Origin of the sequence: Lysinibacillus sp. NPDC093216, from assembly GCF_050280325.1 — a bacterium.
Classification (GTDB): domain Bacteria; phylum Bacillota; class Bacilli; order Bacillales_A; family Planococcaceae; genus Lysinibacillus.
Genome location: NZ_JBNNVB010000030.1, coordinates 18,854 through 35,086 on the forward strand (window position 1 = coordinate 18,854; position 16,233 = coordinate 35,086).

Annotated in this window: 15 protein-coding genes; 13 read left to right on the plus strand and 2 right to left on the minus strand. The window is 35.6% G+C overall.

All coding sequences use genetic code 11. From position 1 onward, the window contains the following. Positions 1–154 precede the first annotated feature (154 nt). From ACQKOG_RS23005 to ACQKOG_RS23015, 3 genes are all read left to right on the plus strand, one after another. Complete coding sequence (locus ACQKOG_RS23005; protein ID WP_427448335.1) at positions 155–358, plus strand: DUF2798 domain-containing protein; 204 nt, start codon at positions 155–157, stop codon at positions 356–358. 371 nt (positions 359–729) lie between these two features. Further along, complete coding sequence (locus ACQKOG_RS23010; RefSeq protein ID WP_427448336.1) at positions 730–1,110, plus strand: hypothetical protein; 381 nt, start codon at positions 730–732, stop codon at positions 1,108–1,110. Between the two features lie 39 nt (positions 1,111–1,149). After that, positions 1,150–1,620 carry an NUDIX hydrolase gene (locus ACQKOG_RS23015; RefSeq protein ID WP_427448337.1) on the plus strand — a complete coding sequence of 157 codons (471 nt, stop codon included), beginning with the start codon at positions 1,150–1,152 and terminating at the stop codon, positions 1,618–1,620. A gap of 30 nt (positions 1,621–1,650) precedes the next feature. Here the strand turns inward: ACQKOG_RS23015 and ACQKOG_RS23020 are convergent, their stop codons facing one another. After that, the gene (locus ACQKOG_RS23020; RefSeq protein ID WP_427448338.1) at positions 1,651–2,826 is read right to left on the minus strand and encodes an aminotransferase class I/II-fold pyridoxal phosphate-dependent enzyme; all 1,176 of its coding nucleotides are present in this window, start codon (positions 2,824–2,826) and stop codon (positions 1,651–1,653) included. 341 nt (positions 2,827–3,167) lie between these two features. On the opposite strand from ACQKOG_RS23020, the gene ACQKOG_RS23025 reads away from it, so the two are divergent. After that, positions 3,168–3,983, plus strand: a complete 816-nt coding sequence (locus ACQKOG_RS23025) for a hypothetical protein (RefSeq protein WP_427448339.1) — start codon at positions 3,168–3,170, stop codon at positions 3,981–3,983. Positions 3,984–4,030: 47 nt separating this feature from the next. Here the strand turns inward: ACQKOG_RS23025 and ACQKOG_RS23030 are convergent, their stop codons facing one another. Next, positions 4,031–4,825: an enoyl-CoA hydratase/isomerase family protein gene (locus ACQKOG_RS23030; protein WP_370081407.1), complete on the minus strand. Its 795-nt coding sequence runs from the start codon at positions 4,823–4,825 to the stop codon at positions 4,031–4,033. 343 nt (positions 4,826–5,168) lie between these two features. Here ACQKOG_RS23030 and ACQKOG_RS23035 point away from each other — a divergent pair, with 343 nt between their 5' ends. The 9 genes from ACQKOG_RS23035 (at position 5,169) to speE (ending at position 16,012) form a co-directional block, all read left to right on the plus strand. Then, positions 5,169–6,044 carry a tyrosine-type recombinase/integrase gene (locus ACQKOG_RS23035; RefSeq protein ID WP_427448340.1) on the plus strand — a complete coding sequence of 292 codons (876 nt, stop codon included), beginning with the start codon at positions 5,169–5,171 and terminating at the stop codon, positions 6,042–6,044. Between the two features lie 548 nt (positions 6,045–6,592). Further along, the gene (locus ACQKOG_RS23040) at positions 6,593–7,081 is read left to right on the plus strand and encodes an RNA polymerase sigma factor (RefSeq protein ID WP_402871584.1); all 489 of its coding nucleotides are present in this window, start codon (positions 6,593–6,595) and stop codon (positions 7,079–7,081) included. After that, positions 7,068–7,724: a zf-HC2 domain-containing protein gene (locus tag ACQKOG_RS23045; RefSeq protein ID WP_402871585.1), complete on the plus strand. Its 657-nt coding sequence runs from the start codon at positions 7,068–7,070 to the stop codon at positions 7,722–7,724. Before ACQKOG_RS23040 ends, ACQKOG_RS23045 begins: the two co-directional genes overlap by 14 nt. Before the next feature lie 432 nt (positions 7,725–8,156). Continuing rightward, on the plus strand, positions 8,157–9,371 hold the full coding sequence (gene fdhA, locus ACQKOG_RS23050; protein ID WP_402871588.1) for a formaldehyde dehydrogenase, glutathione-independent: 1,215 nt from the start codon (positions 8,157–8,159) through the stop codon (positions 9,369–9,371). A gap of 1,045 nt (positions 9,372–10,416) precedes the next feature. After that, positions 10,417–10,914 (plus strand): LURP-one-related/scramblase family protein, encoded by a 498-nt coding sequence (locus ACQKOG_RS23055; RefSeq protein ID WP_402871590.1) that lies wholly within the window; start codon positions 10,417–10,419, stop codon positions 10,912–10,914. Between the two features lie 1,141 nt (positions 10,915–12,055). Continuing rightward, positions 12,056–13,231 carry a methionine adenosyltransferase gene (gene metK / locus ACQKOG_RS23060; protein ID WP_427448341.1) on the plus strand — a complete coding sequence of 392 codons (1,176 nt, stop codon included), beginning with the start codon at positions 12,056–12,058 and terminating at the stop codon, positions 13,229–13,231. Next, complete coding sequence (locus tag ACQKOG_RS23065; protein WP_427448342.1) at positions 13,231–14,727, plus strand: aminotransferase class I/II-fold pyridoxal phosphate-dependent enzyme; 1,497 nt, start codon at positions 13,231–13,233, stop codon at positions 14,725–14,727. Before metK ends, ACQKOG_RS23065 begins: the two co-directional genes overlap by 1 nt. Then, on the plus strand, positions 14,724–15,158 hold the full coding sequence (gene speD, locus ACQKOG_RS23070; protein WP_082172725.1) for an adenosylmethionine decarboxylase: 435 nt from the start codon (positions 14,724–14,726) through the stop codon (positions 15,156–15,158). Before ACQKOG_RS23065 ends, speD begins: the two co-directional genes overlap by 4 nt. Beyond that, positions 15,158–16,012: a polyamine aminopropyltransferase gene (gene speE / locus ACQKOG_RS23075; RefSeq protein ID WP_427448343.1), complete on the plus strand. Its 855-nt coding sequence runs from the start codon at positions 15,158–15,160 to the stop codon at positions 16,010–16,012. The genes speD and speE overlap by 1 nt, the downstream gene beginning before the upstream one ends. Positions 16,013–16,233: the final 221 nt, after the last annotated feature.

The following is a 16,233-nucleotide window of genomic DNA, read 5'->3' on the forward strand; positions in this document are numbered from 1 at the left end:
TTACATTCCTTCGAATATTTTTATTCGGGGGTTTTTTTGTAAGGTTATTCTTTAAAATTGCTATTTGCAAAGCAAAACAACCTAAATTCTAGACTGTAAGATTAGATGTTGATTAAATTTGATAGCATAGAATAGATAGAAAAAGGTGTGAATTTTGAAAATCAATAAAAAATTCGAACCATTAATTTTTAGTGTCCTTATGATTTTAGGTATATCCAGTATTATCTCTTTCGTTATGACTTCAATGAATGTTGGATATACATCTTTATTCTTTAAATCATGGATGAAAGCATGGGGAATTGCTTTTGTGGTTAAAAAGATAATGAAAATATTCACATTTATTGAGAACGAAGCTTAAGAGTAAAGTGAAATACTATGTCGTCTATAGATAAATCATCATCACTTTATTTTAAATCATTGGACTCGTCCCCCAAACCTTGAGAAAAACAACATAAGCGTGTAAATCGGTTTCACATACTCATTTCTTAATGCTACTTTCATAGATCTTAGATCAGCACAAACTGTTGATCCTTGAAAGTCTGCTTATTCTTCCACTCCCAACATTATATTAACCTCCACTAAATATGTTGATTCACTATATTACTTTTGTATTTCACTATTCTGATTGACATTAGAAAGATATGCTGAAGCAGTATCCATACAATTTAAATCTGCTGTAAAATAGGAGAGAGAAGGTGTTGATGGATATTTGTAGAAGGAGGTGTTTTTATGAAGAAGATGTTATTAACAATCGGAATAATAATTATCCTTGTTGGAGCATTCGTATTTTACAACAAACTCTATCTTCCACCACTCCCTATAGAAAATCTAAGCAAAAAAGCTGTTATAGAAAAAATAAATGATACCGAGAAACAACTTGTTAAATTGTCGAATGAAAACGGTTATGAGTGGTATGTAATAAATGAACGAAATATATCAGTAGCAGATGATATGATCAAGGAAATGGTTGGCCAAAATGGTTGGGTTTTCAAACACAAGGATGGTAATGGACTCTTCTTTAAAAGACATGGTAAAAATTTGATTGTAGCGACACAAAAGTGGACTGGAGACTATTTGTTAGTGAAAATACCAGTCAATTTTAACGAATAAGGGAGTTGAATAGGAGCCTACGTATTAAAGGAGGATTGTATGGGATATATAAAAGATTTGCGTAAAATAGTTGGAACCAGACCATTAATTATGTGTGGTGCTTGTGTATTGGTCATTAATAATCGTCACCAGCTTTTAATGCAGCTTCGGATAGATAATGGATGTTGGGGGTTAATTGGGGGATCGATGGAGCTGGGTGAAACATTAGAGCAAGTTGCCCATCGAGAGTTATTTGAGGAAACAGGACTGAAGGCAAAAAGTCTACAATTAATCAATACGTATTCTGGACAAGATTTTTATTGTCAATATCCGCATGGTGATGAAGTTTATATAGTTGTTACAGCATTTGAATGTAAAGAATATAGTGGCGTCCTTGTTCATGATCAAAATGAGGCAACAATGCTACATTTTTTCTCTTTAGATGATTTACCCAAAAATATTAGTCCACCTGATAGACCAATACTTGAAGATTACATAAAAAGCAATAGCAAAAACCCTTCCAACAAATAATGTTAGAAGGGTTTCCATATGTTTACACAATTATTTTTGTGATGTAACTTGCACTTGTGCTAAACGGTCAACAGCTTCCTGTAACAATTCTTTCGGTTGTACTAAGGCTAAACGTAAATAACCTTGTCCAGCTGAACCAAATACTGTACCAGGGACTGTCACGATACCAACTTGTTCAATTATTTTAAAGGCTAGCTCTGTGCAATCAATATCGTACGGATATTTTGCCCAGACGAACATGCCACCGTCAGAAGGGGCTGCATCCCATCCTAAGTCACGTAAGCCGTTCATTAATGTTTTATGGCGTTCTGAGAATGTTGCACGTAGGCCTGCAGTAATTTCCTCTGCGTTATCAAGTGCTACGACCGCAGCATCTTGGATTGGCTCGAAAATACCGAAATCTAAATTAGATTTTAATTGTTTTAAGATCGAAATCATCTCAGCATTACCTGCGATATAAGCGATACGTGTACCAGCTAAGCTAAAGCTTTTCGATAATGAGTTAATCTCCATGCCAACTTCTTTTGCGCCAGGAGCGGCTAGGAAGCTAATTGGACCATCACCTGTAAAGTAGAACTCAGAATATGCTGCATCATGTAGAACGATGATGTTATATTTTTTCGCAAAGGCGATGACTTTTTCAAAATAGGCCATTGAAGGCATTGCAGGCACTGGATTACCTGGTAAGTTTAAAATTAGTAGCTTTGCTTTTTGTGCAATATCTTCAGGAACAGCGTCTAAGTCTGGTAAATAATCGTTATCGGCTGTTTGAGGCATATAGTATGGAGTTGCACCTGCTAGATGAATTCCTGCATCATAGGCAACGTAAGCTGGGTTTGTGGATAATACGATATCTCCTGGATCACAAAAGGCGATTGGTAAATGTACTAATCCTTCTTGAGAGCCAATTGTTTGAATAATTTCAGAAGCGGGATCTAAATCTACATTGCTACGACGTTTATAATAACGACTAACAGCTTCATAAAAACGTTGCGTGCCTGTTAATGTATACCCGTAGGATTCTGCTAAGCCCGCTCTATACGATAAATGCTCGCGAATTTTAGCGTCAGGGGGTAGGTCTGGACTACCTAAGCTTAAGTCAATCAATTTCATACCTTTCGCTTCCTGTAGCTTGGCATGATTTTTTAAATCTCCGAAAATTGCTGCTGTAAATAAAGACATTTTTTTAGATGGTACGATTTTCAAACTAGTACACTCCTTATAGTTCTATAACAGAATAGTAGTTCACATTTTATCATACTAAAGCACCTAAAGGGAAAGTTATTCTGAAAAAAGAATATATTTCTATATAGAAGAAGATGTGTGCGTAGGCTAGCGGAAATAATTTACTTCTTTCAGCAAAATGCTGAAAAAAGTAAAAGCCTCCGGCGGATGTCACGGAATCAGAAAGGAGTGCTTTGTGCAAGAACAAAACTTATTCCGGACGCAATTATGCCAAGGCATAATTGATAATAATGTAAATAATAATATTTGAAGGTAAATGTGATATGTTTCTGCTATCATGAAAGGGAAAGGAGCTGTTAGTCATGAATGTTTATTCTTTAAGTGGTCCAAGTGGAACGGGGAAAAGTACAAGCGCACTTGTTTTCGCTCATAAAATCGGAGTAGAGGCTCTTATTGATGATGGTCTTCTCATTGTCGATGGTGTGAAAGTAGCGGGAATTTCCGCAAAATTTGAGAAAAATACGATAACAGCCGTTCGTCGAGCTATTTTTACAGATGATACACATCGCGATGAAGTAAAAAAAGCACTTAATACATATAAAGTACAATCGATTTTACTGATTGGAACATCCGATAAAATGACAAAAACGATAGCCAGACAGCTAGAACTTGGTCCTATCGATCAATATTACTATGTTGAAGATGTACGTTCCCAAAAAGAAATTGCCAAAGCTCGCTTTATTCGACAGACACAAGGGAAGCACGTCATGCCAATACCGTACCGACAAGTCGAACAAAACTTTTTTATACGACTCGTTCAAAGAGGGATGGAGATTTTCTCTTCAAAGCGTGAAAAAATAGGGGAGACGACGATTGTTCGCCCGGATTTTCAACAGGAGTATATCGATATTGGAAAGCATGTTTACGTGCAGTTACTAACATATTGCTGTGCCAAGCAAGATATTGTACACAAAGTTGAGCACGTACAATTCGTATTAGGTGATCTAGCGCAAGCAACAATTACATTACAGCTAAAGCTACCCATTAATTATTCCTTACCAGATCGATTGTATGCATTACAAAAAATGATACAAGAGGAATTTCATCAACAATTTGGTTATGAATTAGATGCGATTCATCTTCACATTAAATCGGTCGTGCTAAAGCGGAAATCTTAACAAACAGGTACTCCATTCGCATGAGGGCGAGTAGAGTACCTGTTTTTTTATTTTGATTGACGTGTAAAGCGAGGTTGACGTTTTTCTACAAAGGCACGGCAGCCCTCTTCAAAATCTTTACCAACAAACGGTGTTGAACCTTGCCATAATGTTGGAGCACTGTCCACGCATTCTTGCACAGATTCCTTTACAGCTAGTAAAGATTCAGGAGACATTCCTGCAACAAGCTTACCCATGCGAATCATGTATTTATTTAAATCTTTTTCAGTGACTAAATAGTTAAGCATGCCTAGCTTGAAAGCTTCTTCAGCTTTAAACATACGACCGGTAAATACTAAATCCTTCGTTGTAGAAGGGCCAACTAGTTGAACTAAACGCTGGGCAAATTTGTTATTTAAGGTGATCCCTAATTTACCGACCGGGATCCCAAGCTTTGCTTTTTCTGAGCCAATGCGAATGTCGCAAGCTAATGCAAGCTCTAAGCCAGCGCCCATTGCGGGTCCATTAATGACGCCAATCGTTGGAATTGGTAAACGCTCAATTGTGGAAATCGTTTTTTCCATATGTACAAATGCTTCTTCGGCTTTTTCAAGGGAAATAGCGTTGAATTCTTTAATATCAGAGCCGGCCGTAAAGTTTTCGCCAGAGCCGCGTAAAATCAATACTTTATTTTTCGGATTACCTAATACTTGTAGGGCAATTTTAGCTAATTGATCCCACATATTTGCTGTTAGCGCGTTTTTAGCCTGTGGGCGATGGATCGTAATAATCGCTAGGCCAGCTGTTTCTTGATAAATAATCTTTGCGTCTTCTGCTTCAAGTCGAGTTGTTTTTACTTGCATATTTGAAAAGCCCCCTACATGTTTTAGTTGATACACTTATTATATAACACAAACGGCAATAAACACTAAATTATACGAATTTTCATGTAAATAAGTCCTGTTATACAAGAATAGAGGCATTTTAAAGAAATTGTACTACAACAGTAAGAGTGGAATTACTATTGTAAGAAAGCAAAAGATATGAGACACTGCTAGCGGACCATTTGAACAGTGGAGGCAGGATCGTGTATGTATACTACAGATTATCCGACATTACAATTTATATAAATTAATAATAAACGTACGCACCCAAAATATAGTAAACTAAAGTAAAAACACGCACAGTTTTTAAGGAGGTAGCAAGATGAACACACTAGTAGACGCATGGAACAGCTATTTATTACTTTTAAATTCTTTAAAGAAAAGTGCTGCTACTAAAAAGCAATATAATATAGATGGAAAGCAATTTTTAGTGTTTGCTCATGACAATAACTACTTGTATGTGGATCATCATTTAAAAGAATTGTTATTTGTATATAGTAATTATTTGAAAGAGACCTACACAAATGTCAACACATTTAATCATAAAATTGCTACAATACGAGGCTTTGTAGACTTTGTCTTTTTAAGAGAGTGGGTGGAGCCATTTGACTATGAGGGCATTTTACAGCCAAAAAAGAGGCAAAAAGAAGCTTTAACATTACTGACAAATATGCAATTGCTGCAAATTGCAAATGTCTGGCCAACCTATTTTCGGTACGCTAAAACTATGGAGCATGCATGGCTAGCAAGGCGTAATGGCTGCATCGTCCAAATACTGATGGAAACAGGATGTAAGCCAGCAGAGCTTGTACGTATGAAATGGGCTCATCTTAACTTTGATTCATCTGTAGTTTACATTGCTAACAATAATGGACGTAGAGAAATGAAGCTTTCACCGATATTAATGGACATGCTCTCGCACTATAAGGAGGCAACAGAGGAATTACATGAAGAAAAGTTAGGAGAATGGCTTTGGGTAAGTGAGGTTAGTCAATCAAAAGCCATTTCAACAAAAACAATTGAGCGAATTTTCCAAACGATGTCAAAGGATATCGATACGAATGTGAGAGCTACGGATTTGCGCTACACCGTCATGCAAAAGGCATTTCAAAGTGAAAAAACAATCGAAAATATTCAAGAAAAGATGGGTTATGTTCGAAAGTGGGTGCTTACTGAAAGACAGGGGCGTTTTGAATAAAGATGGATTTTTTATAAAAATGTTCAACTTTTTTCAACGAGTGTCCAAACACCCGCTAAAAAGTAACTTAAACCCACATTCATCTCACCCTCTATAGAGATGGGAGACTTCTTTATCTGTCGCTTCGCTTTCGCTACAAAGAACATTTTCTGAAAGAAGTTAATATATGCACTTTGCATCACTCCTTAAATAAAATGTCTGTTTTATCATTTAACAATAAAGATAGGCGTACGATCGAAAATAGGTATTACGTTTTCATATTAGTTTCGATGAACCGTATCATAAGTAAGTGCGGTTTTTAGAATTGAGAAAAATTATGTCTTTACTGTAGATAAAGTGTAAGTATCAAAAGGTAGTAGCCAGGGTTGGTAGCTCACATATTACTTTCCTTTTTTCAATCAGTTAGAAGCACATAATATTTATTATAAACTTACGGAAATTTGACAGGCATATTCAGATAAAATGAATATGTCTATTTTTTATGCAATGAAAATTTTTTGTAACGGAATACAAGTTCAATAGTTATATAAGTGAAGGGAGTGAAAGCTATGGACTTTGAGGAAATCTATCAAATGTATTTTCATGATGTGTATTTATATATGAAATCATTATCGGTAGATGAAAATATTGCGGAAGAAATAACGCAAGAAACGTTTTTTAAAGCATTGAAGTCCATTCATCAATTTGATGGGAAAAAGGATATTCGGGCCTGGCTCTTTACAATCGCGAAAAATACATATTTTACGCATTACAAAAAGCAGCAACGTCAAATCAATCAGATGGAAGAATCAGTACTAGATGTTCAAATCGTGGAGCATTTAATGGATGAAGAACAGGCTTTTGCCATTCATCATTATTTACACACGATGGAAGAACCGTATAAAGAGGTCTTTTCACTTCGCACATTTGGCGAACTATCTTTTGAGAAAATTGGTCAACTTTTCGGTAAAAGTGCTGGCTGGGCTAGGGTGACGTTTTATCGTGCAAAAAAGAAAATAGTAGCGCATATGGAGGCGAGACAAGATGGAAGAAATTAAATGTACAATTATTCAAGACCTGCTACCGCTTTATGTAGATGAGGTCGTGAGTGAAGATACGAAAGATCTAGTAAATCAGCATTTAAAAGCATGCAAGACTTGTCAAAAAGAATACGAACAAATGACGCAAACGATGTATGTACCGATTGAAAATAATGCAACTTTATTTGAAAGAATCAATAAAAAATGGAATCGTAAAAAAATCATGCTTATTTGTGGTTCGGTTATAACGACTACTCTATTGTGTTTGGCTATATTTTCATATGTGTTTTATTATCAAAAAACGATTCCTTATTCAAAGGATTTATTTGCGATTGAACAACAGGAAGATGGGACACTCGTTTCTAATTATTTTGGGAAAAGTCATGCAGGGACTCATATGACGCATCCGATGAAGGTTGAAATAGATGGAGAAATGAAAAATATTAGCTTAATTTATTATGTTGAAACAATGGCTAACTCTCCTACGAGCAATTTTCTACGAGAAGATGAAAGAATAGGTCCCGATCGTTTTGAGTTACCGGACAGCCAATCTGTTGATGCAGTATATTATGGACAGTTTGATTTTGAAAAAGTAATCATCACAAAAGAGCAAACATGGGACGAACTTTTGCAAGAGATGACTTTAATTTGGGAGAGATAGAGAGAGCTAAACATTTATGTTTTATTCTAATTCATCATTTAATCATTAAATTACTCAATAAATAAAGCCTCACTTTTACTAGTCACGGTGAACCGTACCACAAGTAAGTGAGATTCTATTCATTTAATGGAGCGTTGATTAAATAGAAAAAATAGACCTAATAGTATGAACTAAAAGAAGAGAGTCAGTTCTTTATGGACTAACTCTCTTCTTTTAGTTCATATGCAGTTTGCAAGGAAAAAAATCTCTACTTAATTGGAATGGGTGAATTCAATTGTAAAGTAGAGAAATAGACGTGAGAGATAGAGCCATTTCGTTATACAAGAAATGAATAATTTGAACGAACGAATAATATTTTTCATAAGAATGATTAGGACAAAGTGGCAATATATATAGATTGTATGAATTTATGATATAGGGGAGGAATTGCAAGTGGTTGGAAATAGAGCTGTGGCCTATATGGGCTCCGGAAAAGTAGAAGTGCAAGATATTGGTTTTCCAGATTTGGTTTTACGAGATGGACCAGGGGTAAATCCACTTAATGTAGGACGCAAATGTGATCATGGTGTTATTTTAAAGGTAGTAACAACTAATATTTGTGGAAGCGATCAGCATATGGTGAGGGGGAGAACTACAGCTCCGACAGGATTAGTTCTAGGCCACGAGATTACAGGAGAAGTGATTGAAGTAGGCCGAGATGTTGAATTTATTAAAAAAGGTGATTTAGTTTCTGTTCCATTTAATATAGCTTGCGGTCGGTGCCGTAGCTGTAAGGAGCGGAATACTCATATTTGTGAAAATGTAAATCCAGATCGTCCTGGTTCAGCATATGGTTATGTCGATATGGGAGGATGGGTTGGAGGTCAATCTGAGTATGTAATGGTGCCATATGCCGACTTCCAATTATTAAAATTTCCTGATAAAGACCAAGCAATGGAGAAAATTAGAGATTTAACAATGCTTTCAGATATATTTCCAACTGGATATCATGGTACCGTAAGTGCAGGTGTGAAACCGGGATCAACTGTGTATATCGCAGGTGCAGGTCCAGTTGGTCTCGCTGCTGCTCATTCAGCTCAGTTACTAGGAGCCGCTGTAGTAATTGTAGGAGATTTAAATGAAGAAAGGTTAGCTCAAGCTAGAAGCTTTGGTTGCGAAACAGTTAATTTACGAAATCATTCAAACCTAGGAGAGCAAATCGACCAAATACTTGGAGCACCTGAAGTAGATTGTGCTGTAGATTGTGTAGGATTTGAAGCATCTGCACATGGAGCTTATGCAGTTGAAGCACCTGCTACTGTTTTAAATTCTATTATGCAAATAACACGTGCTGGAGGACGTTTAGGTATACCGGGTCTTTACGTAACTGGGGACCCTGGTGGAATTGATGAGGATGCAAAAATTGGTACGTTAAAAATTCGTCTTGGCTTAGGATGGGCTAAAGCACATACTTTTGTAACTGGTCAAACACCTGTTATGAAATATCATCGCGATTTAATGGCGGCAATTTTGAGTGGAAGAGCTCAAATTGCGAAAGCTGTTAATGCTACAGTAATATCATTAGACGAAGCTCCAAAGGCATATCAAGATTTTGATAAAGGGGCTGCAAGAAAATTCGTCATCGACCCACACGGTCTAGTAAAGTAAGAGATTTCTACAGGAGTTAAATTGAAATAAGCATAGAGGACAAATCTTTGGCTACTTTTCAATAAGAACTAGATAGCATGCTGATATTTTAAGGAGACTTTGAACTTCATTTCTCAAAGTCTCCTTTTTTTCGTTGCTTATTTACCACAAGTATATTTGTATTCAGGTTGTGTCTGAATGAAGAAACTACTTCGAACTTGTCCTGTCCAGTTTTGTAAGGATTCGTACCTACTGTTGTAGTATTTGAAAACCAGATAAGTGGAGTGAAAGAAACAAGCTGTTCAGCATCTCCCTAAACACCGCCAGCCGGAATAGTACTTTGTTTAGCCAGCAGTAAAGGAAGCCCATATTAGAAAGCCAAAGAAGGTTCAATTTGTAGGAATGGTAAATATGATTCACCTTGAGGAGTAAGAGTTAATAGGTTTTAGTAGAGCGGCTGCACGCCATAGCTTAACTTATGGCTTGTAGTTAATAATCGTGTAGAAATCGAAGATGAAGATTGGTCGAAAAATATTGAAGTTAAACAAGTACTTGATGGATTAAATTCAATAAATTCTTTACTTACTATTTAACTTATACTTTTTTAATATTATAATACTCTGTGTATTTGATTGTTTATCATTATCTTGGAGCTTGTGTTGATTTTAAAAGAAGAGACGAAACTAGCTTTTCAATGGATTCTAATAAAATCAACCATTGTGTTTAACAGAGCTTATAGTTTTTACATCCTAGCGAGTAATCAGCGAATTGGTTTTAAAAGAAAATGTACGGAACCTCATTTAGATACATTACGGGGAACCGTATCATAAGTAAGTACGTTTTCTCTGTAAAAAAACAATAAGCCTATTTAAGATATAGCAGTCTTGAATAGGCTTTATTTCTATGATACAAGTAAGAGAGTTATTTATATGGTGAATATATATAAAGAAAATATTTTTCTCCTAGGCAAATTTCATTAAATATTATACATATAAAACACACTTCTGTAATTATTGTCTATGATAAAAATGATTTTAGTAATATGCTATTAAAAAGGAGGCGTAGTATGAAGCAACTTTTTATTAAGCAGAAGGTATTCAGTTTAAGTGGAAAATTTACGGTAAAGGATCAGCAGGAGAAGGATGTTTATTACGTGGAGGGCAGTTTTATGCAAATTCCAAAAACGTTCTCCATTATGAATGCAGCAAGAGATGAGGTCGCGCTTATTACGAAAAAGGTGTTCAGCTTTTTACCGAAGTTTTTTGTTGAAGTAAACGGTCAAGAGGTGTTAACGATTAAGAAGGAGTTTTCTTTCTTTAAAGCACGCTATACAATTGATGCGGCAGGCATTGAGGTAGAAGGTAACTGGTGGGATATGGATTTTCAAATCTTACAGCATGGTGAAGTCGTCGGTAAAGTGAATAAGGAGTGGTTCACTTGGGGTGATAGCTACAAGGTACAAATATTGAATGAAGAGATGGAAGCTATCATTATTGCGCTCGTTGTCGCAATTGATTGTGTAAAGGCTGACCACGCTACTGCTTCCTCAGCAGCGGCGACTTAACGTAGGGACGTACTATATAAAATGCTTAGAGGTTTTCTTTAGAAATTCAAATTTTGGAAATATATTAAAAAAGTGGGGAATCTCATAAGAATTCCCTGCTTTTTATTATGGAATTTTTATGTGAAGACCTTAAAGTATAAAAAGATAAACTATAACAGGTTAAATCGATTAAGAGTTAGTCTGTTTTTTGTTTATACTTACTACTTTTTTAATAAAATTGAATTTATGAAAAGAAACTTATCATTTTGGCGGTATTTACCTTAATTTTATGATTCTGTTAGCGATTGCTGCCGTTTTTTTTCTAGTCACGGTTTATAATTTTGGCCGAAATAACGATGCTCGAAATTTTGCATAAAATAGTTTGTGAATTTTTATAAAAAATGCAGCTAGAACTTGGTGCAGTGAACCGTATCATAAATAGAGTCGGTTTTAAAACATAGCTAGAGGTGATACAAATTAATGTATCACCTTTTAGATCGTTTACTTACTAAGAGGAAACATTTATATGTTAATGAATTTATAAATTTGATTACCTTTATCCAATAACACTTATCAATATTCCTTCAGAAGAACCCTATAATTGACCGGAAATAATATTCTGAATTATAGAAATTTAAATATTTTCTATAAATAAAAGACTCTAAAAATTCCTATATCTACCTTTCTGATCTAAAATTTTTTATGCTTACAATATGTTATTTTGACGCATCTATTAACAAATTTAATAGGAGTTCGTTCTATTATTATTAATATAATACCTAGAGTGTATTATTATTCATTTTTAATAATAAATATAATGTGTTGCGCTTAGTATTTTTGTGTGCAAAAGGGTATATGAATTAATTTTCATAGCAATAATTCATGAAAAAATAAATTGACACTCAATTGTTTATGACTTAATATGAGTCTCAGCATAATAATATAGCTCTTATTAATAACCGTTGAGACGAGGGGTCGAAGATACGGTGGCCAAACAATTTAGTTCAAAATGAATTAAATCCAGTGGGCCGAACCTGAGCACAAAATTTACTTTTGTGAACAATAAGAGGAACAGCAGCTGATAGTATTCGAAGCTTTCCTTAAATTGGGTGAGCTTTTTTTTATGCCCTAAAATCTATTATTTTGTTAGGAGCAGTGAAAATTGTCAGAAAAAGTATTATTCACATCGGAGTCTGTATCGGAAGGACATCCAGATAAAATTGCAGATCAAATCTCAGATGCAGTATTAGATGCAGCATTATCACAAGATCCGTTATCACGTGTGGCATGTGAAGTATTCACAACTACAAACACAGTAATTGTTGGTGGAGAAATCACAACAAAAGCAGAACTTGATATCGAAAAAATTGCCCGTGATACCCTAATCGGCATTGGTTACACAGATGATAAGTTCGGCATTGATGGTCATAACTGCAATGTACAAGTTTTAGTACACACGCAATCTCCTGATATCGCAATGGGTGTTGATTCTTCAAGCGATACAAAAGAAGTTGGTGCAGGTGACCAAGGGATTATGTTCGGTTTTGCGACTAATGAAACTGAGAACTATATGCCTTTAGCAATTGAAATGGCGCATATGCTTGTAAAACGTGCAACGGAGCAACGTAAAAATGGTAAATTCAAATGGGCTCGCCCAGATATGAAATCACAAGTAACAATTGATTATACAGATAGTATGCAACCTAAAATTGATACTGTTTTAATGTCAATACAACATGATGATGATTTTGACCGAGTTGCATTCATTGATTATGTTACAGAAAATGTAATTAAAACTGTTGCAAAGCAATTTGGTATGAATGAAGACTTCCGCATTTTAATTAATCCTACTGGTCGTTTCGTAGTAGGCGGACCACACGGAGATGCAGGTTTAACAGGACGTAAGATTATTGTTGATACTTATGGCGGCGCGGCTCGTCATGGTGGTGGTGCATTCTCTGGTAAAGACTGTACAAAAGTTGACCGTTCAGCGGCTTACGCAGCGCGATACGTTGCGAAAAATATTGTTGCAGCAGGCTTGGCAGATAAATGTGAAATCCAATTATCATATGCAATTGGTGTAAGTGAACCAATTAGTATCGCTTTAGAAACATTTGCTACAGAAAAAGTAGCGAAAGAAGAAATTTTAAAAGCGATTCGTCAATTATTCGACTTAACTCCAACTGGCATTATTAACATGCTAAATCTTCGTAAACCACAATATCAACAAGTTGCAGCTTATGGTCACTTTGGACGTAGTGATGTAAACGTAACTTGGGAAATAACAGACAAAGTTTCGGAATTACAGCAACTCTTAGCAGTTGCTATTGGACAATAATGCAGTGCGTGCAAGATCGAGTGGCTACAGAAGAATTTTTAGCCACTCAAGACCGCATGCCATTATTTGAAGCTTTGGTCAATTATGCTAAACAAGAAGTTACGCCGTTTGATGTACCTGGACATAAAATGGGGCTACAAGAAAACCCATTAAAATGGACGCTAGGAGAAATGACATTAAGAATGGACGTAAACTCGATGAAGGAACTTGATTTATTAAGTCATCCGGAATCGGTTATTAAAGAAGCTCAGCAATTAGCTGCACAAGCATTTAATGTAGACTACGCTTACTTTTTAGTAAATGGTACTACTGTAGGTATTCTGGCGATGATTTTAGCGACATGTAAACAAGGAGATACATTGATCGTTCCTCGTAACTGCCATAAATCAGTTATGAACGGCATTATATTAAGTGGAGCAAAACCAGTATTTATTCAACCTGAAGTTGATCAACATTTTGGTATTGCACACGGAATTTCAGTTGAACATGTAAAATCGGCGCTTGCAGAAAATCCACAAGCGAAAGCTTTACTTGTGACGTATCCAACCTATTTTGGTTCGATGAATAAACTGCAAGAAATTTGTCAACTCGCACATGAACAAAATGTAACAGTTATAGTTGATAGTGCACACGGAGCGCATTTAACATTTTTACCAGATGCAAACGATGCAATTAGTGCTGGTGCAGATGCAGTAACGATGAGTATGCATAAAACTGGGGGTTCATTAACGCAAAGTTCGCTTCTTTTACTACAAGAAAAAAGAATTGATTCGAAGCATTTGCAAAAGGTATTAAATAGGCTGCAAACGACGAGTGCAAATTATTTATTAATGAGTTCTTTAGATGTAGCACGAAGGGATTTAGCGTTGTATGGACAACAACGTTATAGCAATTTAAAGTCAATTGTTGATGCGGCAGTTGAAGAAATTGAAAATAATTCACGCTATGAAGTACTTAAAGCTGAATACGTACATCAAAATTTCAATCAATCCTATGATTGGACGAAACTTGTTATTCGTGTGAACGATATCGGTTTAACTGGTTTTGAAGTTTACACAATATTGAAACAACAGTACGGAATTCAATTAGAACTTGCTGAAGGCTATGTCATAATGGCAGTCATTAGTCATGCTGATACGAATGAAACAATTGGTAAATTAGTACATGCGTTAAAAGATATAGAACTAAATCACGCTAAAAAAGATGCGATTCAGTCAGTTTATGTGACAGCGAATCAAATAAATAGATTAGCAATGACACCGCAACAGGCGTGTAATGCAGAAACAGAAACAATTTTAATTTATGATGCGGTAGGTCGAATTAGTGCAGATTCATTAATGATTTATCCACCGGGAATACCATTAGTAATCCCCGGAGAAGTTATTTCAGAGGAATTAGTAGAATTATATAACTTCTATTTTCTTAATTTTGGGAATGTTCTAAACGAAACTGAAGAAGAAAATTTTATAACAGTCGTAAGGGAGATAGATAAATGAGCATTGAATTATCAACATTAGGTAGACACGTATTAATCGAATTTTATGGTTGCCCAAGTGAAATTATTGAGCAAAACGCTTTAATCGAGCAGTTTATGAATGAAGCTGCAGACTATTCTGGGGCAACCATTGTAGAATCTTGCTTCCATCATTTCAACCCATATGGTGTTTCGGGTGCAGTCATTATTGCTGAATCACATTTAACGATTCATACTTGGCCAGAATACGGATTTGCTTCTGTAGATGTTTATACTTGTGGCGACTCAGTAAGTCCTTGGAAAGCAGCAGAATATTTAGAACAAAAACTGCAAGCGAAAAAGACAGAATCATTTGAAGTACCTCGTGGAATGGCTGATAAAATTCGCCAATTTGCAGAACAAGAAATTGATACAATTCTAGTAAAACAAGAAGTATTAGAGGACGTGATTTAATGAAATGGTATACAGAACAATGGAGCAATAACTGTAAATTTTCAATCGGATACAACGAAGAAATTCATAGTGAACAATCTCCATTCCAAAAAATAGATTTTTATAAAGGTGAGGAGTTTGGTACTTTCTTCACTTTAGACGGATTGATGATGGTCAACGAAAAAGATGAGTTCATTTATCATGATATGATTACGCACCCAGCATTCGCTACCAATCCAGATATAAAAAAAGTATTAATTATCGGTGGTGGTGATGGTGGTACTGCTCGTGAAGTACTACGTTACTCATCAGTAGAAAAAGTAGTAATGGTTGAAATCGATGAGTTAGTATTCCGTTTAAGCCAAAAATACCTTCCGATTACAGCTGCTGGTGTTGAAGAAGATCCACGTATGGAAATGATTTTCGATGATGGCTTAGCTTACGTTCAAAACGCAGCTGATCAATCATTCGATTTAATATTAGTAGATTCTACTGATCCAATTTCAGTCGGTGAAGGTTTATTTACAACAGCTTTCTATAAAGAATGTTATCGTGTATTAAACGAAAAAGGAATTCTAATTAACCAACACGAATCACCATATTTCGCGGAGTATGCAGAAAACATGCGTAAAGCACATAAAAAAATTAAAGGTATTTTCCCAATCGCAAGCGTATATCAATTCCATATGCCAACATATCCATCGGGACACTGGCTATTCGGATTTGCTTCAAAAGCGTTACATCCAATTAAAGATGTTCAAGTAGATGCTTGGGACAAATTTGCTCTAAAAACGAAATATTATAATACAGATTTACATGTTGGTGCATTCGCCCTTCCTACATTTGTAAAAGAGGCGCTTGATCGTGATGAATAAACTTTAAAACTCTTACGACAGAGGATTATAGGGACTTTGTGGAGCTTGTTGCGAAGGAAGTTGAGACTTCGTTAAATTTATATTTGAGTTCCGTATAATAACCTCACTTATCCTCCGTATCACAAGTAATAGTAAATCAGAAGTTTAAACTTATTGTATAAAAGAGTGAATACACACAAAAAAGTCGCCTCATAGGTGGCTTTTTTTGTTGTAGGTCTAAA

Bases quoted from the DNA above. Each gene is read 5' to 3' on its own strand.
- ACQKOG_RS23040 (WP_402871584.1), top strand. From the start codon at position 6,593: ATGGACTTTGAGGAAATCTATCAAATGTATTTTCATGATGTGTATTTA.
- ACQKOG_RS23010 (WP_427448336.1), top strand. From the start codon at position 730: ATGAAGAAGATGTTATTAACAATCGGAATAATAATTATCCTTGTTGGA.
- ACQKOG_RS23065 (WP_427448342.1), top strand. From the start codon at position 13,231: ATGCAGTGCGTGCAAGATCGAGTGGCTACAGAAGAATTTTTAGCCACT.
- ACQKOG_RS23045 (WP_402871585.1), top strand. From the start codon at position 7,068: ATGGAAGAAATTAAATGTACAATTATTCAAGACCTGCTACCGCTTTAT.
- ACQKOG_RS23055 (WP_402871590.1), top strand. From the start codon at position 10,417: ATGAAGCAACTTTTTATTAAGCAGAAGGTATTCAGTTTAAGTGGAAAA.
- ACQKOG_RS23030 (WP_370081407.1), bottom strand. From the start codon at position 4,825: ATGCAAGTAAAAACAACTCGACTTGAAGCAGAAGACGCAAAGATTATT.
- speE (WP_427448343.1), top strand. From the start codon at position 15,158: ATGAAATGGTATACAGAACAATGGAGCAATAACTGTAAATTTTCAATC.
- ACQKOG_RS23035 (WP_427448340.1), top strand. From the start codon at position 5,169: ATGAACACACTAGTAGACGCATGGAACAGCTATTTATTACTTTTAAAT.
- ACQKOG_RS23025 (WP_427448339.1), top strand. From the start codon at position 3,168: ATGAATGTTTATTCTTTAAGTGGTCCAAGTGGAACGGGGAAAAGTACA.
- speD (WP_082172725.1), top strand. From the start codon at position 14,724: ATGAGCATTGAATTATCAACATTAGGTAGACACGTATTAATCGAATTT.
- ACQKOG_RS23015 (WP_427448337.1), top strand. From the start codon at position 1,150: ATGGGATATATAAAAGATTTGCGTAAAATAGTTGGAACCAGACCATTA.